Genomic DNA, 15,465 nt, shown 5'->3' with positions numbered 1-15,465 from the left:
TGTCTTCACGTGATTTCGTACGCCGGACCGCTACGCAGTTTTGCTGGAATTGCTCTGCTCCTTCGACGCCTCGGGAGACATGTTCTCCTCCTGCGCCGAAAAGACATTATGCGCGTAAGCGTCGAGAATAGCTTCCGACTTGATCAGGCGGCCTGCCGCCTCTTCGGCGCGATCGGCCTTGTAGAAATCGAGCTTCTGGATCTTGGCGATCCAGGTCTTGAACTTGGTCAGTTCCTGCTCGTTCTCCTCGAGCTCCGCGAAGGTGAAGTGCTTGACGCGGGTCTCTTCTGCAATCTCCTCCTCGAAGGCGATGCACTTCTCGATGAACTCCTTGTACTCGTCGTCGCGGTCGGCATTGAACCGGGCGATGATCTTGTCCTGCTGCTTCTGGTCGAGGCCGACCGTCGCCAGCAGCAGCGCTTCGCCCTCGGCCTCGGCGATCTCGTTCTCCAGCATCTTTAGGCGCCGCAGATGGTCATCGGTCTTGGGCAGCACGCAGACGCCGCCCTGCAGATAGACCGCGCCCATCCCCTTGAGCTTGCGCCAGATCGAGACCCGCTTCCGCGCCGGCTCGGCGGGGACCTTGTAGGTCAGCAGCAACCATTCCAATGCAGACATCGAACCTCTCGGAACCTATTGAATGTTACGGTCGTTACAATCATACTGAACGGAATATCGCGTATCTATCATACCACGGTCGCGCACGAAGATCTCATCCTGCTGCGCGGCCTGCGAAACGAAAGCGACAGCCATGATCTCATGGGCAACAGCCGCCCCCGCCATTTCCGCGACGTTCCTCGCCTCGCTCGTCGAGGTGGTCGAAGCCTTCACCATCGTGCTTGCGGTCGCAACGGTGCAGGGCTGGCGACCGGCCCTGACGGGGACAGTGGCAGGGCTCGGGGTTCTCGGCCTTCTCGTCCTGGCGCTCGGGCCCGTGATCGACCGCATCCCGCTCCAGGGGCTTCAACTCGTCATCGGCGTGCTGTTGCTGCTCTTCGGCCTGCGCTGGCTGCGCAAGGCGATCCTTCGGGCCGCGGGCATCATCGCCTTGCATGACGAGGAGCTCGCCTTCGCCAGGGAGACGGCGAGCCTGACCGAGGCAGCGCGCCGGGACGCGACGCAGCGCAACTGGATCGCGGGTCTCGCCGCCTTCAAGGCGGTGGTGCTGGAGGGCGTCGAGGTCGTGTTCATCGTCATCGCCGTCGGCGCCGGGCGCGGGCTGCTCTGGCCGGCGGCGCTGGGGGCGGTCGCGGCCTGCCTCCTTGTCCTGATCATCGGTTTCGCCGTTCACAAGCCGCTGTCGCGCGTGCCCGAGAACACCCTCAAATTCGGCGTCGGCGTGATGCTGTCGGCCTTCGGCGTCTACTGGACCGGGGAGGGGCTCGGCGTCGCCTGGCCCGGGCATGATCTGGCGATCCCGGCTCTTGCCGCCGTGTTCCTGGCGGTCGGGCTCAGCCTGGTCCCGGTCGCCCGTCGTCCCCGGACAATCGAGCCCCAGAAAATCGAACCCCAGGAGATGACCCGATGAACCTGCTGCGTCTGATATTTCGCGAACTCGTCGCCCTGTTCGTCGATGACGAGAAGCTGGCGCTGGCCATCCTGGCCGTGGTCGGGGCGTGCGGGCTGCTTGTCCGCTACCAGCAGGGCGCCTCCATCACGGTCGGCTTGTTGCTGCTCTTCGGCTGCATCGGCGTCCTGTTCGCCAGCGTCGTCCAGGGCGCGAGGCGCTAGCTCGACCAGTATCGGGTGCAGGACGCTGGTGGACGCGCGCATCTCGAATAGTGGATCCCGGCAGCGGACATGAACGCCTTCAACGACGCCATCGTCGGCAAGATCGAGATCATTCGGGAGTACCGCTAAGGGTTGGCTTTGCCCGTGATGGTGTTCAGCGCGATCGTCCCTGCCGTGGCCAGTAATCAAATCGCCTTTGATCTCCGGCGGCAATCGCGGGCGTATTCGCGGCGCATTTCCTTCAATTGCTCCCGATCGAGCCGAGACGTGTGTCCTGGCTTGGTAGCCTTGCGGGCTTCCTCGCGACACGCCTCGCGAGCGCTATCGCCGCTCTGCCTGGCTTGCGTCGGCAATGCGAAGACAGCCAAAACTGCGACGGAAAGCGCAAGGTGGAAATGCATGTCAGGCTCCTTTTGCGGAGGCAAAATTCGCTGCAGTTGACGCTATTGGAGATTGGCGCGGCCTCTGGTTGGCTGAGCACTAAAAGTGCGCCAGCAGTCACGGGAAGCAAAAGTAAGCAATTCACATTGAACGGCGTCAAGGGGCAGCAGCTCCTCCTTCGTCAGGCGCCGCATCATGTCGGCCGTGTCGGCATAGTGGACGCCATCGCGGATGCGACCTTCGAACTGATCCCCGTCGCGTAGCGCCACGAAAAGCTGAAAATCCTCTTCCTTGCCGTCGGCGACATCTGCGAACTCGTCACCCCTGCAGAATGCCGAAACCTCTTCAGCCCCGCCGGATATGCGTCCAATTGATCGTCCGGCGCTCCAGGGCAGGCGGGCGAAGCCCGAAGGGCTCCATCGCGACGGTCGCACAGGATGCCCGCGCTGGATCCGATGGTGGGGCCGGCGCCCGGGAACAAGCCGCCTCGCGCTCGATCTGCGCTCCCCGGGCTAGCCGCGTCCGTTCGGCTTGCGCGGCATGGCTGGCGCGGTCGACTGCCTGACGATCAGCTCCGGCGGGAAGATCCGGCTTTGGACGGGCTGCGCTTGTCCCATCGCATCGAGGAGGCAGTCGATCGCCGCATGCGCCATTGCCGAGAGTGGCTGCCTGACGCTGGTCATCGGCGGGTTCATCAGCCGGGCCAGGAACAGGTCGTCGATGCCGACCAGCGAGATGTCGTCGGGAATCGCCAGGCCCTGTTCGCGCAAGCCCGCCGCGAGGCCGATCGCCAGCAGGTCGTTCATCGCGATCACGCCGGTCGGGCGCTGCTGCAGTCTTGCGATGGCGAGGCCGGCATCGATCCCGAGCTCCGCGATCATGTCGTCGCCATACTCGTTCGGCGGCAGCGAAATCTCATGGACAGACCCGTCCAGGCCATGTCGCTGCGCGGCCGTCCTGAAGCCGTTCAGACGCGCCGCACGCGCTGCCGTTTGAAGCGGTCCCGTGACATAGGCGATATGCCGATGTCCCAGGCCCACGAGATGATCCACCGCGAGCGTCGTGGCCAGCGCGTTGTCCGTCGACACGACGGTAATGCCCTGAGCTGCCGACAAGGCGGCATTGCCCTCGAAAGCGACGATGGCGAGCCCCTTGGCGGCAAGGCCGGAGAGATGCCGGGGGTTCAGCAGGGACGAACCGGTGATGATGCCGCGAACGCCGAAAGCCGCCAGTTCCTCGGCAAACTCGGTCTCCCGGTGCGGGTCCCGGTACGTGTTGCAAAGGATCACCTGATGCCCCCGCGCCTGGGCGGCATGCTGGATGGCGGTGGCGATTTCGCCGAAGAACGGGTTTGCGACCGAGGGCACCAGAAGCCCGATCACGGCCGAGTGCCCGGTCTTCAGCTGACGCGCGGCCGAACTCGGCTTGTATCCGAGTTCCGCGACGGCGCTGCGGATGCGCTCAAGCGTGGCGGGGGTCATCTTCGCATGGCGATCGTTCAGGAAATTCGAGACACTTGAAGCCGAGACGCCGGCTATCCGCGCCACATCGAGAATGGTCGCCACCCCTTGGTTTCTCCCCTTTTTGGTGTTGGTGCATCGTTGCACCGATGCTGGAACCGTGCAACAAATCGCGACAACAACTGTGCGGCCMTCTCGTGGACGAACGAGAATCAAGGGCCGAAGCAGGGTAGCAAGGGAGAGCGAAATGGGCATGAAGGCATCACGGCGTGATGTGTTGCGTTTCGGGGCGCTGATCGCGTCGCCGGCCATTCTGAAGCTGACTGGCGCAGGCGCGCTGTCCTCGCCGGCCGCTGCCGCGGAGCCGGGCCGCCTGCGTATCGCCTGGTGGGGCGGAACCGACCGGGCGCGCCGGACGCAGGCCGCGATCGATGCCTTCAAGCTCGGGCGTTCCGGGCTCGAGATTGCCCCTGAGACCGTGGGTTGGGATGCCTATTGGACCAAGCTGGCAACCCAGGTCGCCGGCGGCAATGCGCCCGACATCATTCAGATGGACTACCGCTACCTGCCTGAATATGCGCGTCGCGGCGCGCTGCGGGCGCTCGACGATCTCGTCCCTTCGGTCATCGACCCCAGCGACTATGTCCCCTCGGTGCTCGAGGCCGGCAAGATCGACGGCAAGCTCTATGGCATCCCCATGGGCATGAACAGCGACGTCCTGCTCTATGACAAGACAATGCTGGAGAAGCTCGGCCTTGCCGCGCCAAACCCGGAGATGAGCTGGGCGGAATTCGCGACGCTCGGCGAGAACATCACCAAGAAGGCGAACCGGCGCGGCTATTTCGGTTCGGCCGATCCCAGCGTGATGGAGCCCGAGCTCGAATACTGGGTGCTGACGCGCGGCCGCACGCTCTATGACAAGGACGGTCGTCTTGGCTTCACCCGCGACGATGCCGAGACATGGCTGGCGCTCTGTGCCGAGATGCGGGGCAGGGGCGCCATCGTTCCCGCCGATCTCGCCGCGACCGACAAGATCACCATCGACAGCGACCTGCTGACGACGGGCCGCGCCGCGATCACCTTCACCAACAGCAACCAGATCGTCGGCTACCAGGCTGTCAGCAAGAGCAAGGTCGGGATGGCGTTCCATCCCAAGGGTGAGAAGCCGGGCGAGTATCTCAAGCCCTCGATGATGCTCTGCGTCTCGGCGACTGCGGCCGATCCCAAGACCGCTGCAGCCCTGATCGACTTCATGGTGCTGAAGCCCGAAGGCGCCAAGCTGCTCGGCGTCGAGCGCGGCGTCTMGCCCTCGGAGAAGATCMGCGCCCTGCTGGCGCCGGAGCTCGACGAGGGCGGTCAGATGCAGGTCGAGCATCTCTCGCAGCTAAGCAAGCGCGGACCGGCACCGCTCCCTCCGGCGCCGCCGAAGGGCGCGGCCGAAGTCACCTCCCTGATCCGCCAGGCGGCCGAGAAGGTCGGCTTCAAGCAGCTCACGCCGCAACAGGCCGCCGAGCAACTGGTCTCCGAGGCCGAGCGCATCCTCTCGAAAGCCTGATCATCCATGGCTCACAGTGCCAGTCTCGCCGCCTCCACGCCGGGCCGTGTCGCCCGGCGTCGCTGGGACGGCGTCAGGAATGCCTTGCCCGGCTATCTCTTCCTCACGCCGTGGCTCGCGGGCTTCGTGCTGTTCACGCTCGGCCCGACTCTCGTCTCGCTCTATCTGTCCTTCACCGACTTCGACCTGCTGCGCGCACCGCAATGGGTTGGAGCGGCGAATTATCAGCGGATGTTCTCGTCCGACCCGAAATTCTGGGCGTCGGTCAGCGTGACATTGACCTATGTCGTGCTGTCGGTGCCGCTGAAGCTCGCCTTCGCGCTGGCCGTCGCGATGGTCCTCGATCGTGGCATCAGGGGCCTCAGCATCTATCGCGCGATCTTCTATCTGCCGTCCCTGCTCGGGGGCAGCGTCGCGGTCGCGATCCTGTGGAAGCAGGTCTTCGGCTATGAGGGCCTCGTCAACGAATTCCTCTGGTTCKCCTTCGGCATCAACGGGCCGAGCTGGATCTCGAATCCGGCAACCTCGCTCTATACGCTGGTCCTGCTCAGCGTCTGGCAGTTCGGCTCGCCGATGATCATCTTCCTCGCAGGCTTGCGCCAGATTCCGCGTGATCTCTACGAGGCAGCCAGCATCGACGGCGCGACGCGGCGTCAGCAGCTCACCCGCATCACCTTGCCGCTGCTCGCGCCGGTGATCTTCTTCAACCTGGTCCTGCAGACGATCGAGGCGTTCAAGGCGTTCACGCCGGCCTTCATCATCAGCGGCGGCACCGGTGGCCCGGTCGACTCGACGCTGTTCTACACCCTCTATCTCTATCAGCAGGGTTTTGCCTATTTCCGCATGGGCTATGCCTCGGCCCTGGCCTGGGTCCTGTTGCTGACGATCGCCGCCTTCACGGCGCTCACCTTCTTCTCGCAACGCTTCTGGGTCTATTATGAAGACGAACAGCGCTGACGGCCGCCTCGCGCCGGAGGCGATCGACCGGTCGTGGCGGGCGCTCCCCAAGCATATTGCGCTCTCGCTCGCCTCGCTGGCGATGCTCTATCCCTTGCTCTGGATGCTGAGCAGTTCCTTCAAGCCGGAAGACGAGATCTTCAGCGATCTCTCGCTCTGGCCGAAGGCGGTCACCTTGGCCAGCTATGTCGAGGGTTGGTACGGTCTCGGCATCAATTTCGGCCGGTTCTTCCTGAATTCGCTGATCGTCTCGGGGCTGGCCGTCATCGGCAACCTGGCGGCCTGTTCGCTCGCCGCTTTCGCCTTCGCGCGGCTTGAGTTTCCGCTGCGGAAATTCTGGTTCGCGGCGATGCTGGGCACGCTGATGCTGCCCTATCACGTCACCCTGATCCCGCAATATGTGCTGTTCCAGAAGCTCGGCTGGCTGAACACGTTCTGGCCGCTGGTCGTGCCGAAATTCATGGCGGTCGACGCCTTCTTCATCTTCCTGATGGTGCAGTTCTTCCGCGGCATCCCAAGGGAACTCGACGAGGCGGCCGTCATCGACGGCTGCGGACCCTGGCGGATCTACTGGAGCATCATGCTGCCCTTGTCGAAGCCGGTCCTGGCGGCAGCCGCGATCTTCTCCTTCATCTGGACCTGGGACGATTTCTTCGGGCCGCTGCTCTATCTCACCGATGTCGCCAATTACACGGTGCCGCTGGCGCTGCGCGGCTTCGTCGATGCGACGAGCCGCTCGTCCTGGGGGCCGCTCTTCGCCATGTCGGTGCTCAGCCTCGTCCCGGTCTTCGCCGCCTTCCTGATGTTCCAGCGCCATATCATCGAGGGTATCGCGGCCTCCGGCCTGAAACGGTGAGGAAGCGATGAAAGCGACCGCCACCTCCGTCCCGCCCAAGCCTGTCCAGCTCGGATCCTCGATCCGCGGGGAATGGTCGCTCGACTGGAGCAAGCTGACGGTCAATCACGGTGCCTATGGCGCCACGCCCAAAACCGTTCTGGCCGCCCAGGACGCGTGGCGCCGGGAGATGGAGAGCCAGCCTTCGCTCTTCATGCGCTCGGTCCTGCCTCCGGCCCTGCGGCTGGCCGCGGACGCGCTGGCGGATTTCCTCGGTGCGAAGGGCGAGGACCTCGTCTTCGTCGACAACGCCACGAGCGGCTGCAACGCCGTCCTGCGCTCGCTGGATTTCGCGCCGGGTGACGAGATCCTGATCCTGAGCCACGCCTATGGCGCGGTTCGCAACACGGTCGCCTACCTCGCCGAGCGCAGCGGAGCCCGCATCGTGGAAGCGCCGATTGCGTTTCCGCAGCCTAGCGCCGCGCAGATCGTCGCGGCTGTCGCGGCCGCCATCACGCCACGCACCCGCATCGCGGTGCTCGACCATATCACCTCGTCCAGCGCGCTCCTGCTGCCGATGGCGGAGCTGATTGCGGCCTGTCACGCGGCGGGCGTACCGGTGCTTGTCGATGGAGCCCATGCGCCCGGCCAGATCGCGCTCGATCTCCAGGGCCTCGATGCCGACTGGTATGTCGGCAATTGCCACAAATGGCTGATGGCCCCGAAAGGCTGCGCCTTCCTGTGGACCAGGCCGGACCATCAGGCAGCGATCCATCCGCTGACGATCTCGCATGGTTTCGGTGGCGGCTATCTCGCCGAGTTCGACTGGACGGGCACGCGCGACCCCAGCGCCTTTCTGGCCGTGACGGCCGCGCTCGCCTTTCATCAGGATCTCGGCGGTGCCGCCCTGCGGGCGCGCAATGCCGATCTCGCGGGGCGTGGCGGTGAGATCCTCGCAACAGCGCTCGGTACCGAAGCCGGCTCCGGGCCGGAGCTCGCGCGGGCGATGAGGCTGGTGCGCCTTCCCGTGCGCTTTGAGGCGAGTGCGGAAGCGGCCTTGGCGATCCGGCGGCGCTTCGAGGCCAGGGGCTGCGATGCACCGGTCTCCGCTCTCGCCGGTGGGCTGTGGCTGCGGCTCTCGGCCCAGGCCTATAACGAGGAGGCCGATTACGAGCGGCTTGCCGTGCTCGTGCGCGCCGCACTCGCCGAGTGAAGGAGCAGGCGTGGGGGTATTGGCCTCCACGAGGCGAAAAGGCGGGGCAAGCGGCTCTTGCTTGGGCCGCCTTCAATCCCGTCCCGATTCAGGCGGCCCGCTCGGTGAGGGCAGGGGGATGCGCGGCTCCGGGCCCGGATTATTCTTGCGCCAACCTTACAAAACGTGCTGCGGTTCCCCATGTGCAAAACACGGTTGCCGAGAACGAGCCGCTTTGCGGTTGATCTGTTCCGGCGTGGCCGCATGTGAGAAAATGGCTGGCTTGTCCCTGCAAAGCGAGACCCGTCGCGGCGCCCCTGCGCGTCGCGGGCGGCTGAACGGCCACATTCCTGACCTCCGAAGCCGCACGGTATCCGGGCATTCCAGTTCCCCTGCGGATGGCGCCGCGGGCCGCTTTGCGCCGACGCGACCGGGAGGACACTGGCAATGAGTCTCAACTTTCCCAATCCGATCCGACGCTTCGATGCAGGGCGCTCCTGTGTCAGCTTCTGGGGTTCCGACGCAGCGCTGGAGGTCACCTTCCAGGTCGATTTCGCGGCCTTGCACAAGCTCAGCCCGAGTGCGGGCGATGTCGAGGCTGCGGTTCTCGCCGTCTTCGACCAGAACCGTGACACGATTTACCAGGCTGCCCGCTCCGCCTATTCCCGGCATCGCGGCGGCTATCACCGGCTGACGGCGGAGAGCTTTTGACGCCCCCGCCCCAAGGACAATGAAGACATGACCACGACAGCCTACAAGGCAGGGGACCTCCTCAGCCTCACCAACGACATGATCAACCAGCCGCGGCCAGGTCCGTTCGAGGTTCTGCGCGTCATGCCCTCCCGCGACAACGCCGAGGAGCAGTATCGCGTGCGCGGGCCCGATGGCCGCGAGCGCGTGATCGGGCATCACGAGATCGTCGCGAATGGCGGCGCCGCCACCAAGATCTAGGAGGGGGAAACCAATGACCGATCGTTCAAAGCTCATTGCCAATGCCGATAATGCGTTCCTGAGGACGCAGACCCAGTCATCGGTGCGCAACCGGATCCTCTCCGAGGAGGAGAGCGCCATCCAGGCCCGCGAGGCCAAGACCGCGAGGCTGAAGGCTGAGCGGTTGGCCAAGGAGGCGCTGGACCGCGAACTCCTCGCAGCCGAGCCGCCGAAGCCGAAGAAGCGCCGGCCTGCCTCCGCTTGAACGGACGGTCGGCATCCCGATCAGAGCGAGTGCTTCGTGGACATCACCGTCACCCAGAGCTCCGATGACACCGTCTGGCTGCTGAGCGACCTGCTCGGCCGGCCGATGGGCGAAATCACCGAAAACCCCGCGGGCGAGTTCCGGCTTGTCACCGCGGGCCAGGCGCAGGAGACGATGAAGGCCATGAAGCATGGTCCGTTTCCGAGCCTCGATGCGGCGCTGGCCGAGATCGAGCGCTTCACGCGCAGCGCCTGCCGCCGGGCCTCGGTGAAAACCGGGAATGGCGAAGTCCCGGCATAAGGCAGCAAGCTCCGGCGCCGACCCCGGGCTAGGCTCTCCGCAGTATCGGGAAGACCATTCCACATGTGATGAGAGCGATTGCTGCGAGCTGGGGCGGCGTCGGGGTTTCCCCGAGCACCACCATCCCGGCCAGAACCGTCGTCACCGGAATGCAGGGCATGAACAGCGAAGCCGGTTGCGGGCCGAGCTGGCGAACCACATAGGTGTAGAGAACGATCGCAGCCGCACCGGCCAGGAAGCCCTGGATCACGAGTTGCGTGGCGATTTCGGCAAGCGGGGCGGCCGCGAACCCGCTCGGCGCCAGGGCGTGCAGCAGGGGCAGCGGCAGGCAGGAGAGCAGGACGACGGCGATCGTCGCCGTCACCGCATCGACCGACCAGCGCCGGGCCAGCACCGCATAGGCCGAGAACATGATCCCCGATCCGGCAAAGAGCAGATCGCCGCGCCAGGTGTCGCCGGCACTGAGCCCTGCATGGAAAACGAAGAGCAGCAGCCCGGCGATGATCGCGCCGATGCCGATCAGCCGCGCGCCGGACACCGTCTCCCTGAGCGCGATGCGCGAAAGCACCAAGGAGAAGAAGACGATGGAGGCGGGAGAGAGCGCGGCGGCATGGGCGGCCGGCGCCTGGGTCAGCCCCTGATTGATGAGCAGCGGGTAGGGCAGCCCCGCCAACAGCGCCAGCAGCCCGGCTTTCCGCCAGCCCAGCGCCTTCAGCCGTCTGGTGCCGGTCCGCCATAGCACCGGCAGGAAGACGAGACCTGCACCGAGAAAGCGCAGGCCCACGATATCGGCCGCGGTCAGATGCTCGCGCAGGCTGAAGCGGGCGGCGACGAACTGGAGGGTGGTGATCGCAACGAAGGCCGCACCGGCCAGGATCGCCAGCCCTTTGCTGCCGGCACCGTCTCCGAACATCGCATTGCGCAAGCGGGCCTCCGTGACGGCGCGGCCGGTCCGGCGGGCCTGGGCCGCCGACAGCACCGGACTGCAGCAATCACAGCCTATTGCCGGCGTAGGTGCGGATGAATATGCTCATTCCATGAGTTTGGCGTGAGATTCACTCTATCTGTGGTCATCAAGCGTGAAACATGAAATCGCCGATCTCGACGCGATCGACCGCAACTTGCTGCGGCTGCTGCAGGAGGACGGCCGCCGCACCACGCTCGAGCTGGCGAACCGGGTCGGCCTGTCCCCGACCGGGACCAGCCAGCGCGTCAAGCGCCTGTTCCGGGAGGGCTATGTCAGGGCCGTCAGGGCGATCCTCGATCCGCAGAAGGTCGGCCGGGGCACCGTGGTCTTCATCCAGGTCCGCCTCGACCACACGGCTCCGCATATCTTCGAGCGGTTTGCCCAGGCGATCTCGCAGGCATCCGAAGTTCTGGAATGCCACATGGTCATCGGCGGCTTCGACTATCTCGTGAAAGCGCGAATTGCCGACATGTCCCTGTTCCAGGACTTTCTGGAACGGGTGATCCTGCCTCTGCCCGGTGTCAGGGAAACCCATACCTACGCATCGGTGTCTGATGTGAAGCCCGACGCCTTGTTGCCGATCTGAGGTGGCGGAGCGAAGCGTTTAGGTGGCGATTTCAGATTGGTCTTCCGCAGCGATGTCCGGCTTGGTCCTGATCTGCCAGGCACGGGCTATTGCAGGCGACCGCCTGATAAACCGTCAGCTTGGGAAACGAGATCGAAGGGGCAAGGTCGACCCGTTGCGGATTCTGCTCATCTGACCCTGACGTAGCTGAAACAGTCCTGCGGCGGGAACTCGATTCATGTTTTCTTAAATGCGAATCCAATCGCGAGAATCCGAGCCTCATTGTTGCGCGAGCGCGCCACTAACAGTCGGCCAACCTCATAACCCCATGAGCTGAGACCGGTGGTCGCCGGCGGAGACTTCACGTGCAACGACGTTTTCAAAATGCCCTGCTGATTGCCCTTATCGCCGGCTTCGGCGTCTCCAGCGGCGCGATGCACGCCCGGGCCCAATCGACTCCAAAGGTGCAGCCTGGCGAGGGGCGCCCATACGAGATCGCCGGCAGCGAGGTATGGGACGTGCCCGATCCGGTCTCCGGCCGCGACTACCAAGTCTTCGTCGCTTTGCCGCCGTCCTACGCGAAGCAGCCGCAGCGGCGCTACCCCGTGCTTTATGTTACCGACGCCGACTACGCTTTCCCGATCATCCGGCAGATAGGGCGCCGCCTGAACGTCGAGGGGCCCAAGATTGAGGAATTCATCCTTGTCGGCCTGTCTTATGGGAAGGGCGAGGACGGCATGGTCAGCCGCCAGCGTGACTATACTCCGACATCGAACGGTCCAAGCACCGCACCAGCCAACGCCATCCATGGTCAGGCGCGCGCCTATCAGGGATATCTGCGCGATCAGGCAAAGCCATTCATCACCGCTMGCTACCGGGCCGACCCTGCCAGAGCAATCTTTCTCGGCCACTCCTACGGCGCTCTGCTTGGGGCACAGATCCTTTTCACCGAGCCCGGCCTATTCAACGGCTATATCCTCGGCAGCCCGTCTCTCTGGTACGACAAGCGGCATGCCTTGAAGCTCGAAGCGGGCTACGCCACGCGGAATCAGGACCTGGCGGCGAATGTCTATCTTTATGTAGGCGCCTACGAGGCCCAGCAGAAAGGCGATCGGCGCTACAACCAGACGGTAGACATGGTCGCCGACAACCGGGCTCTGGAGACGGCGTTGCTGAGCCGAAAGTATCCGAGCTTGAAGCTGAAATCAGCGGTCCTGAACGACGAGGATCACCTCACCGTCGCGCCGCGCGGCTTCACGCAGGGCCTGAAGTACCTGCTGCCGGTGCGCTGACCAATCGCAGGGAGCTCCAGGTCGGAGACTGTATCGGCTGCGGGTGCTTACGCGCGCCCGGCCGGGAATGGGCTGACGGCGCGCATCAGGTGTGGAAGGCCCCTGCGTCGCCCAGGCCGTCCTCCGCGATGCCGGCGCCTGCGGTCGCGCCCAGCTCGAGCAGCACCACCTCGCAGGCGCCCTCGGGGGCTGCGGGGCAGCGTTCGACGCCATGCGGCACGACGATGAACTCACCCTCCTCGATGAGCTCGTCGCGGTCACGGAACCGCATCAGCAGCCGACCCCTGTGGACGAAGAAGACCTCGTCCTCATGCCTCTGGAAATGCCAGGCCGCTTCGCCTTCGAACCTGGCGAGCTTGATCTGCATGTTGTTGACGCGCGCGGCGATATGGGGCGGCCAGGTGTCGGAAAACCGGCCGAACGCAAATCTCAGGTTCTCCTTGTGGAATGGCGAAATGTGCCGGTTGAGGGTTGCGACGTCGCGAATGATCCTGGCGAGCTGGTGGGGCACGTCCTTGCCCTCGGCCGGGTATTTCCCGTCGAGCGCGGCCGTGCCGATCGTGAAGCCGGCGGCTCCGGCCTGCTTCAGCGCGGCGATCCGTTCCGGCGTGTCGATGGAGCCGGCGACATAGACGGGTTTGGAGACCGCGGCGCAGACGGCCTGGATCAGGGCCGGCACGTTCTCCCGCGAGCGATAGGCCAGCAGATCGAGCCCGTGCACGCCGTCGCGCGCCGCCAGCGTCCGCGCGCTGGCGACGACCTCGTCGATGCTGCCTTCCAGGACGCTTGGATGGCCCATGATCCGCCCCGGGAACGGACAGTACTGGATCGTGGTGCCGGCAATGATAGGCAGCACGTCATCGACTCTGGTCCCGCCGAGCAGGACGTCGATGCCGATTTCGACCGCAGCCTTGGCCGAGGCGATTTCGCTGTCGCGGTCGAGCGAGACAACCTCGAGATAGGATGTCGCGCCGCCCTCCCTGATGGCTCTGTTGAGCGCCTTCAACTGGTCKAGCGGCAGGCCGATATCCTTGAAGCCGATATGCCGGACCCCAAGATGCAGGGCGGTTTGCAACTGCTCCGACGCGTCGTCCACGGTGCGGTCGTTGCGCGTCAGCATGAAGATGAAGCGAAGTCCCATCAGGACACCTTTTGCGTTTTGTTCGACCCGGTTTGCGCGGAACCGAGCCGCCTTGCATCGGCGAACGCGGTCTCCAGGCCGGCGGGATCGGCGATGCCCTGGCCAGAGAGAGGCGCCCCGTGGCGCAGCCGCGTGACCGCGCGAAGCAAGGTGTCATCCCCGCCAAAACCCCCGGCCTTCATGGCGAGAAGCAGCGCGCGCCCGTCATCGAGCCGGGCACGGCCAAGCGGAAAACCTGGCTCGAGCTCGTGGAGGATCTCGAATTCCCGAACGTCCAGAAGGTCGAGGATCGCCTCCATGGTGTCCCCGCCCGTGGCGATCAACGCGTCGAAGGCCTCGGCCCGAAGCCTGTCCGCCGCAGCCCTTGCAATCTCCCGCAGAAGCGGCGCCGGGTCGTCTTCGCGCTTTGCGGGGCTGCGCAGCAGGGTGACCCCGCTCACCCCCTCGACCCGATCGGCCTGGCCGTGACTGCGCGGGTTCGCGCTGCCGATGACGATGAGAATATCGCCAGGCCCGCCGCCGACCGCTGCTGCAGGAGCCCCCGTCGCAGTCGGGGCCAGGCGCCGCGCCAGCGCCGCCGCCATCCCCGGGGAGCCCACCCACAGCGTGGCTTCCGGTTCGGGCAAGGCCGCAACCTGCGCGTCCAGCTCGTCCTGTGTCGTGGCGTCGAGCAGCACCACACTCCCGATGGAGGGCGGGACCAGGTCGGCGACCACCGAATGGCGGGCCGGATGCACCGGATCGCGGCCATAGGCGGTCTCCGACACGGGGATACCGTCCACGCATTGAACGCCGCCGACAGTGGTGCGCCCGGCCGCGGGAAAGGCCGGGGCGAAGACGAGCTGCCTACGCCCGCTGGCCCGGAACGCCGCGTCCAGCTCGGCCCTGACATGTCCGCGCAGCGTCGAGTCGACCGTCTTGTAGAGGATGTCGCGCGAGGCGAGCTGCGCGGTGAGACGCGAGACCCGCTCCGCGACCTCAGCCTCGGGAGCCGAGCGCGAGCCACTGTCCACGGCGATGACGTCGCTCTCTTGCCGGGGCAACCGACCCCGTCCGACCCACGCGCCATGGCCCCGCATGACGAAGGGGCCAGCCCCGTCCGCTGCACTGGTCAGGTCGTCGGCGAGAACCCCGATCGTCGTATTCCCATCGCTGCTCATCTCTCGATCATGCCGCCTCCACGCGACAAGAAAAGCGCTAGTTTCTGCTGTCAGGGGCGCGTTGGGGGCCGGGCGGTCTACTGAGCGAACCCCGCTCGCCGCCGCCATGCTCGCTCTGGGTGCTGCTGGCGCGCCATTGGCGGCTCGAACCCGGAGCTCGATGCGGCCGCCTGACCACGTCAGCGCCTCCAGGAACTCTGCCGGTACGATCCAACCAGACCAAGGTCGGTGGTCTCGGCCCCAATGGACCACGGACCAGAGGCACCTGATAGGCACGCGCTGGTCCCGAAAATGCGGTGACCTTGTCCTCTAACCGCCTATACGATGGAAGAGTTAATTTGCCCCTAATATTCACCGACGTTCTTCAATTGGGGGTCTGTTATGGCTTCAAGCTTTGTTGTCAACCTCGCCGATCTGAACAAGATTCTTGAGCAAATTAAGGTTGCAGAGCGTAACGTTGCGGGTGAAAGTCTTGTCGATATTATCGGTCAAGATGCATCCTTGCTGCCAATCGGCCTTAGAACGGTCGATGGCAGTAACAATCATCTCCTTCCAGGTCAGAGCCAGGCTGGCGCTGCGGACGGAATCTTCCCGCGGCTGCTGACCCCGACCTACATCAATGATGCCGATGGCGACATGATGCCGCTCGGCCCCCCCGGAGCACCGGTCGTCACCAATACCAATTACGACCCCACCATCACCACCTCGAGCAACCAGCCGGGTGTGAACGTCCC

At 65.1% G+C, this 15,465-nt stretch carries 19 protein-coding genes; 14 read left to right on the top strand and 5 right to left on the bottom strand.

From position 1 onward, the window contains the following. Positions 1-30: 30 nt before the first annotated feature. Positions 31-618, bottom strand: a complete 588-nt coding sequence (locus AC1DIO_RS23955; protein WP_441493397.1) for a Chromate resistance protein ChrB — start codon at positions 616-618, stop codon at positions 31-33. Between the two features lie 133 nt (positions 619-751). Between AC1DIO_RS23955 and AC1DIO_RS23950 the strand changes: the two genes are divergently transcribed. The 3 genes from AC1DIO_RS23950 to AC1DIO_RS23940 all read left to right on the top strand — a co-directional run bounded on the left by AC1DIO_RS23950 (position 752) and on the right by AC1DIO_RS23940 (position 2,375). Then, positions 752-1,528 (top strand): COG4280 domain-containing protein, encoded by a 777-nt coding sequence (locus AC1DIO_RS23950; RefSeq protein ID WP_476776727.1) that lies wholly within the window; start codon positions 752-754, stop codon positions 1,526-1,528. Next, positions 1,525-1,731, top strand: coding sequence for a hypothetical protein (locus tag AC1DIO_RS23945; RefSeq protein ID WP_476776728.1), 207 nt, complete (start codon positions 1,525-1,527; stop codon positions 1,729-1,731). The genes AC1DIO_RS23950 and AC1DIO_RS23945 overlap by 4 nt, the downstream gene beginning before the upstream one ends. Before the next feature lie 389 nt (positions 1,732-2,120). Next, positions 2,121-2,375: a hypothetical protein gene (locus AC1DIO_RS23940; protein ID WP_476854192.1), complete on the top strand. Its 255-nt coding sequence runs from the start codon at positions 2,121-2,123 to the stop codon at positions 2,373-2,375. 249 nt (positions 2,376-2,624) lie between these two features. Here the strand turns inward: AC1DIO_RS23940 and AC1DIO_RS23935 are convergent, their stop codons facing one another. Beyond that, positions 2,625-3,677, bottom strand: a complete 1,053-nt coding sequence (locus AC1DIO_RS23935) for a LacI family DNA-binding transcriptional regulator (RefSeq protein WP_476832745.1) — start codon at positions 3,675-3,677, stop codon at positions 2,625-2,627. 148 nt (positions 3,678-3,825) lie between these two features. On the opposite strand from AC1DIO_RS23935, the gene AC1DIO_RS23930 reads away from it, so the two are divergent. From AC1DIO_RS23930 to AC1DIO_RS23895, 8 genes are all read left to right on the top strand, one after another. Continuing rightward, entirely contained in the window at positions 3,826-5,127 is a 1,302-nt protein-coding gene (locus AC1DIO_RS23930; protein ID WP_476854191.1) for an ABC transporter substrate-binding protein, read from the top strand. A gap of 6 nt (positions 5,128-5,133) precedes the next feature. Beyond that, the gene (locus AC1DIO_RS23925; protein WP_476854190.1) at positions 5,134-6,084 is read left to right on the top strand and encodes a carbohydrate ABC transporter permease; all 951 of its coding nucleotides are present in this window, start codon (positions 5,134-5,136) and stop codon (positions 6,082-6,084) included. Positions 6,085-6,166: 82 nt separating this feature from the next. Beyond that, positions 6,167-6,940: a carbohydrate ABC transporter permease gene (locus AC1DIO_RS23920; protein ID WP_441493415.1), complete on the top strand. Its 774-nt coding sequence runs from the start codon at positions 6,167-6,169 to the stop codon at positions 6,938-6,940. 7 nt (positions 6,941-6,947) lie between these two features. Then, positions 6,948-8,132 carry an aminotransferase class V-fold PLP-dependent enzyme gene (locus tag AC1DIO_RS23915; protein WP_476832743.1) on the top strand — a complete coding sequence of 395 codons (1,185 nt, stop codon included), beginning with the start codon at positions 6,948-6,950 and terminating at the stop codon, positions 8,130-8,132. Positions 8,133-8,558: 426 nt separating this feature from the next. Further along, positions 8,559-8,822, top strand: coding sequence for a DUF1488 family protein (locus tag AC1DIO_RS23910; RefSeq protein WP_441493406.1), 264 nt, complete (start codon positions 8,559-8,561; stop codon positions 8,820-8,822). 27 nt (positions 8,823-8,849) lie between these two features. Then, positions 8,850-9,062, top strand: a complete 213-nt coding sequence (locus AC1DIO_RS23905) for a hypothetical protein (protein ID WP_476832742.1) — start codon at positions 8,850-8,852, stop codon at positions 9,060-9,062. A 13-nt stretch (positions 9,063-9,075) separates the two neighbouring features. Continuing rightward, entirely contained in the window at positions 9,076-9,306 is a 231-nt protein-coding gene (locus AC1DIO_RS23900; RefSeq protein WP_476825116.1) for a hypothetical protein, read from the top strand. A gap of 36 nt (positions 9,307-9,342) precedes the next feature. Continuing rightward, positions 9,343-9,606, top strand: coding sequence for a hypothetical protein (locus tag AC1DIO_RS23895; RefSeq protein ID WP_476854189.1), 264 nt, complete (start codon positions 9,343-9,345; stop codon positions 9,604-9,606). Positions 9,607-9,634: 28 nt separating this feature from the next. Here the strand turns inward: AC1DIO_RS23895 and AC1DIO_RS23890 are convergent, their stop codons facing one another. Further along, the gene (locus AC1DIO_RS23890; protein WP_476854188.1) at positions 9,635-10,531 is read right to left on the bottom strand and encodes a DMT family transporter; all 897 of its coding nucleotides are present in this window, start codon (positions 10,529-10,531) and stop codon (positions 9,635-9,637) included. Between the two features lie 166 nt (positions 10,532-10,697). Here AC1DIO_RS23890 and AC1DIO_RS23885 point away from each other — a divergent pair, with 166 nt between their 5' ends. After that, positions 10,698-11,159: an Lrp/AsnC ligand binding domain-containing protein gene (locus AC1DIO_RS23885; RefSeq protein WP_441493416.1), complete on the top strand. Its 462-nt coding sequence runs from the start codon at positions 10,698-10,700 to the stop codon at positions 11,157-11,159. Positions 11,160-11,503: 344 nt separating this feature from the next. Continuing rightward, complete coding sequence (locus AC1DIO_RS23880) at positions 11,504-12,430, top strand: alpha/beta hydrolase (RefSeq protein WP_476854187.1); 927 nt, start codon at positions 11,504-11,506, stop codon at positions 12,428-12,430. A gap of 85 nt (positions 12,431-12,515) precedes the next feature. Here the strand turns inward: AC1DIO_RS23880 and AC1DIO_RS23875 are convergent, their stop codons facing one another. Both AC1DIO_RS23875 and AC1DIO_RS23870 read right to left on the bottom strand, forming a co-directional pair. After that, complete coding sequence (locus tag AC1DIO_RS23875) at positions 12,516-13,571, bottom strand: cupin domain-containing protein (protein WP_441507542.1); 1,056 nt, start codon at positions 13,569-13,571, stop codon at positions 12,516-12,518. Continuing rightward, positions 13,571-14,731, bottom strand: coding sequence for a four-carbon acid sugar kinase family protein (locus AC1DIO_RS23870; RefSeq protein WP_476832740.1), 1,161 nt, complete (start codon positions 14,729-14,731; stop codon positions 13,571-13,573). Before AC1DIO_RS23870 ends, AC1DIO_RS23875 begins: the two co-directional genes overlap by 1 nt. Positions 14,732-15,112: 381 nt before the next feature. On the opposite strand from AC1DIO_RS23870, the gene AC1DIO_RS23865 reads away from it, so the two are divergent. Then, positions 15,113-15,465 (top strand): hypothetical protein (locus AC1DIO_RS23865; protein ID WP_476854186.1); only part of this gene is annotated, 353 nt, incomplete at its 3' end.

This window comes from Allobosea sp. 05T439 (assembly GCF_056396005.1).
Note: the sequence above shows the minus strand (reverse complement) of the source record. Positions and strands in the feature narration are given on the sequence as shown.

Coding starts and splice junctions, on each gene's coding strand:
- AC1DIO_RS23920 (WP_441493415.1), top strand. CDS start 6,167: ATGCTCTATCCCTTGCTCTGGATGCTGAGCAGTTCCTTCAAGCCGGAA.
- AC1DIO_RS23955 (WP_441493397.1), bottom strand. CDS start 618: ATGTCTGCATTGGAATGGTTGCTGCTGACCTACAAGGTCCCCGCCGAG.
- AC1DIO_RS23870 (WP_476832740.1), bottom strand. CDS start 14,731: ATGAGCAGCGATGGGAATACGACGATCGGGGTTCTCGCCGACGACCTG.
- AC1DIO_RS23915 (WP_476832743.1), top strand. CDS start 6,948: ATGAAAGCGACCGCCACCTCCGTCCCGCCCAAGCCTGTCCAGCTCGGA.
- AC1DIO_RS23905 (WP_476832742.1), top strand. CDS start 8,850: ATGACCACGACAGCCTACAAGGCAGGGGACCTCCTCAGCCTCACCAAC.
- AC1DIO_RS23910 (WP_441493406.1), top strand. CDS start 8,559: ATGAGTCTCAACTTTCCCAATCCGATCCGACGCTTCGATGCAGGGCGC.
- AC1DIO_RS23945 (WP_476776728.1), top strand. CDS start 1,525: ATGAACCTGCTGCGTCTGATATTTCGCGAACTCGTCGCCCTGTTCGTC.
- AC1DIO_RS23950 (WP_476776727.1), top strand. CDS start 752: ATGATCTCATGGGCAACAGCCGCCCCCGCCATTTCCGCGACGTTCCTC.
- AC1DIO_RS23900 (WP_476825116.1), top strand. CDS start 9,076: ATGACCGATCGTTCAAAGCTCATTGCCAATGCCGATAATGCGTTCCTG.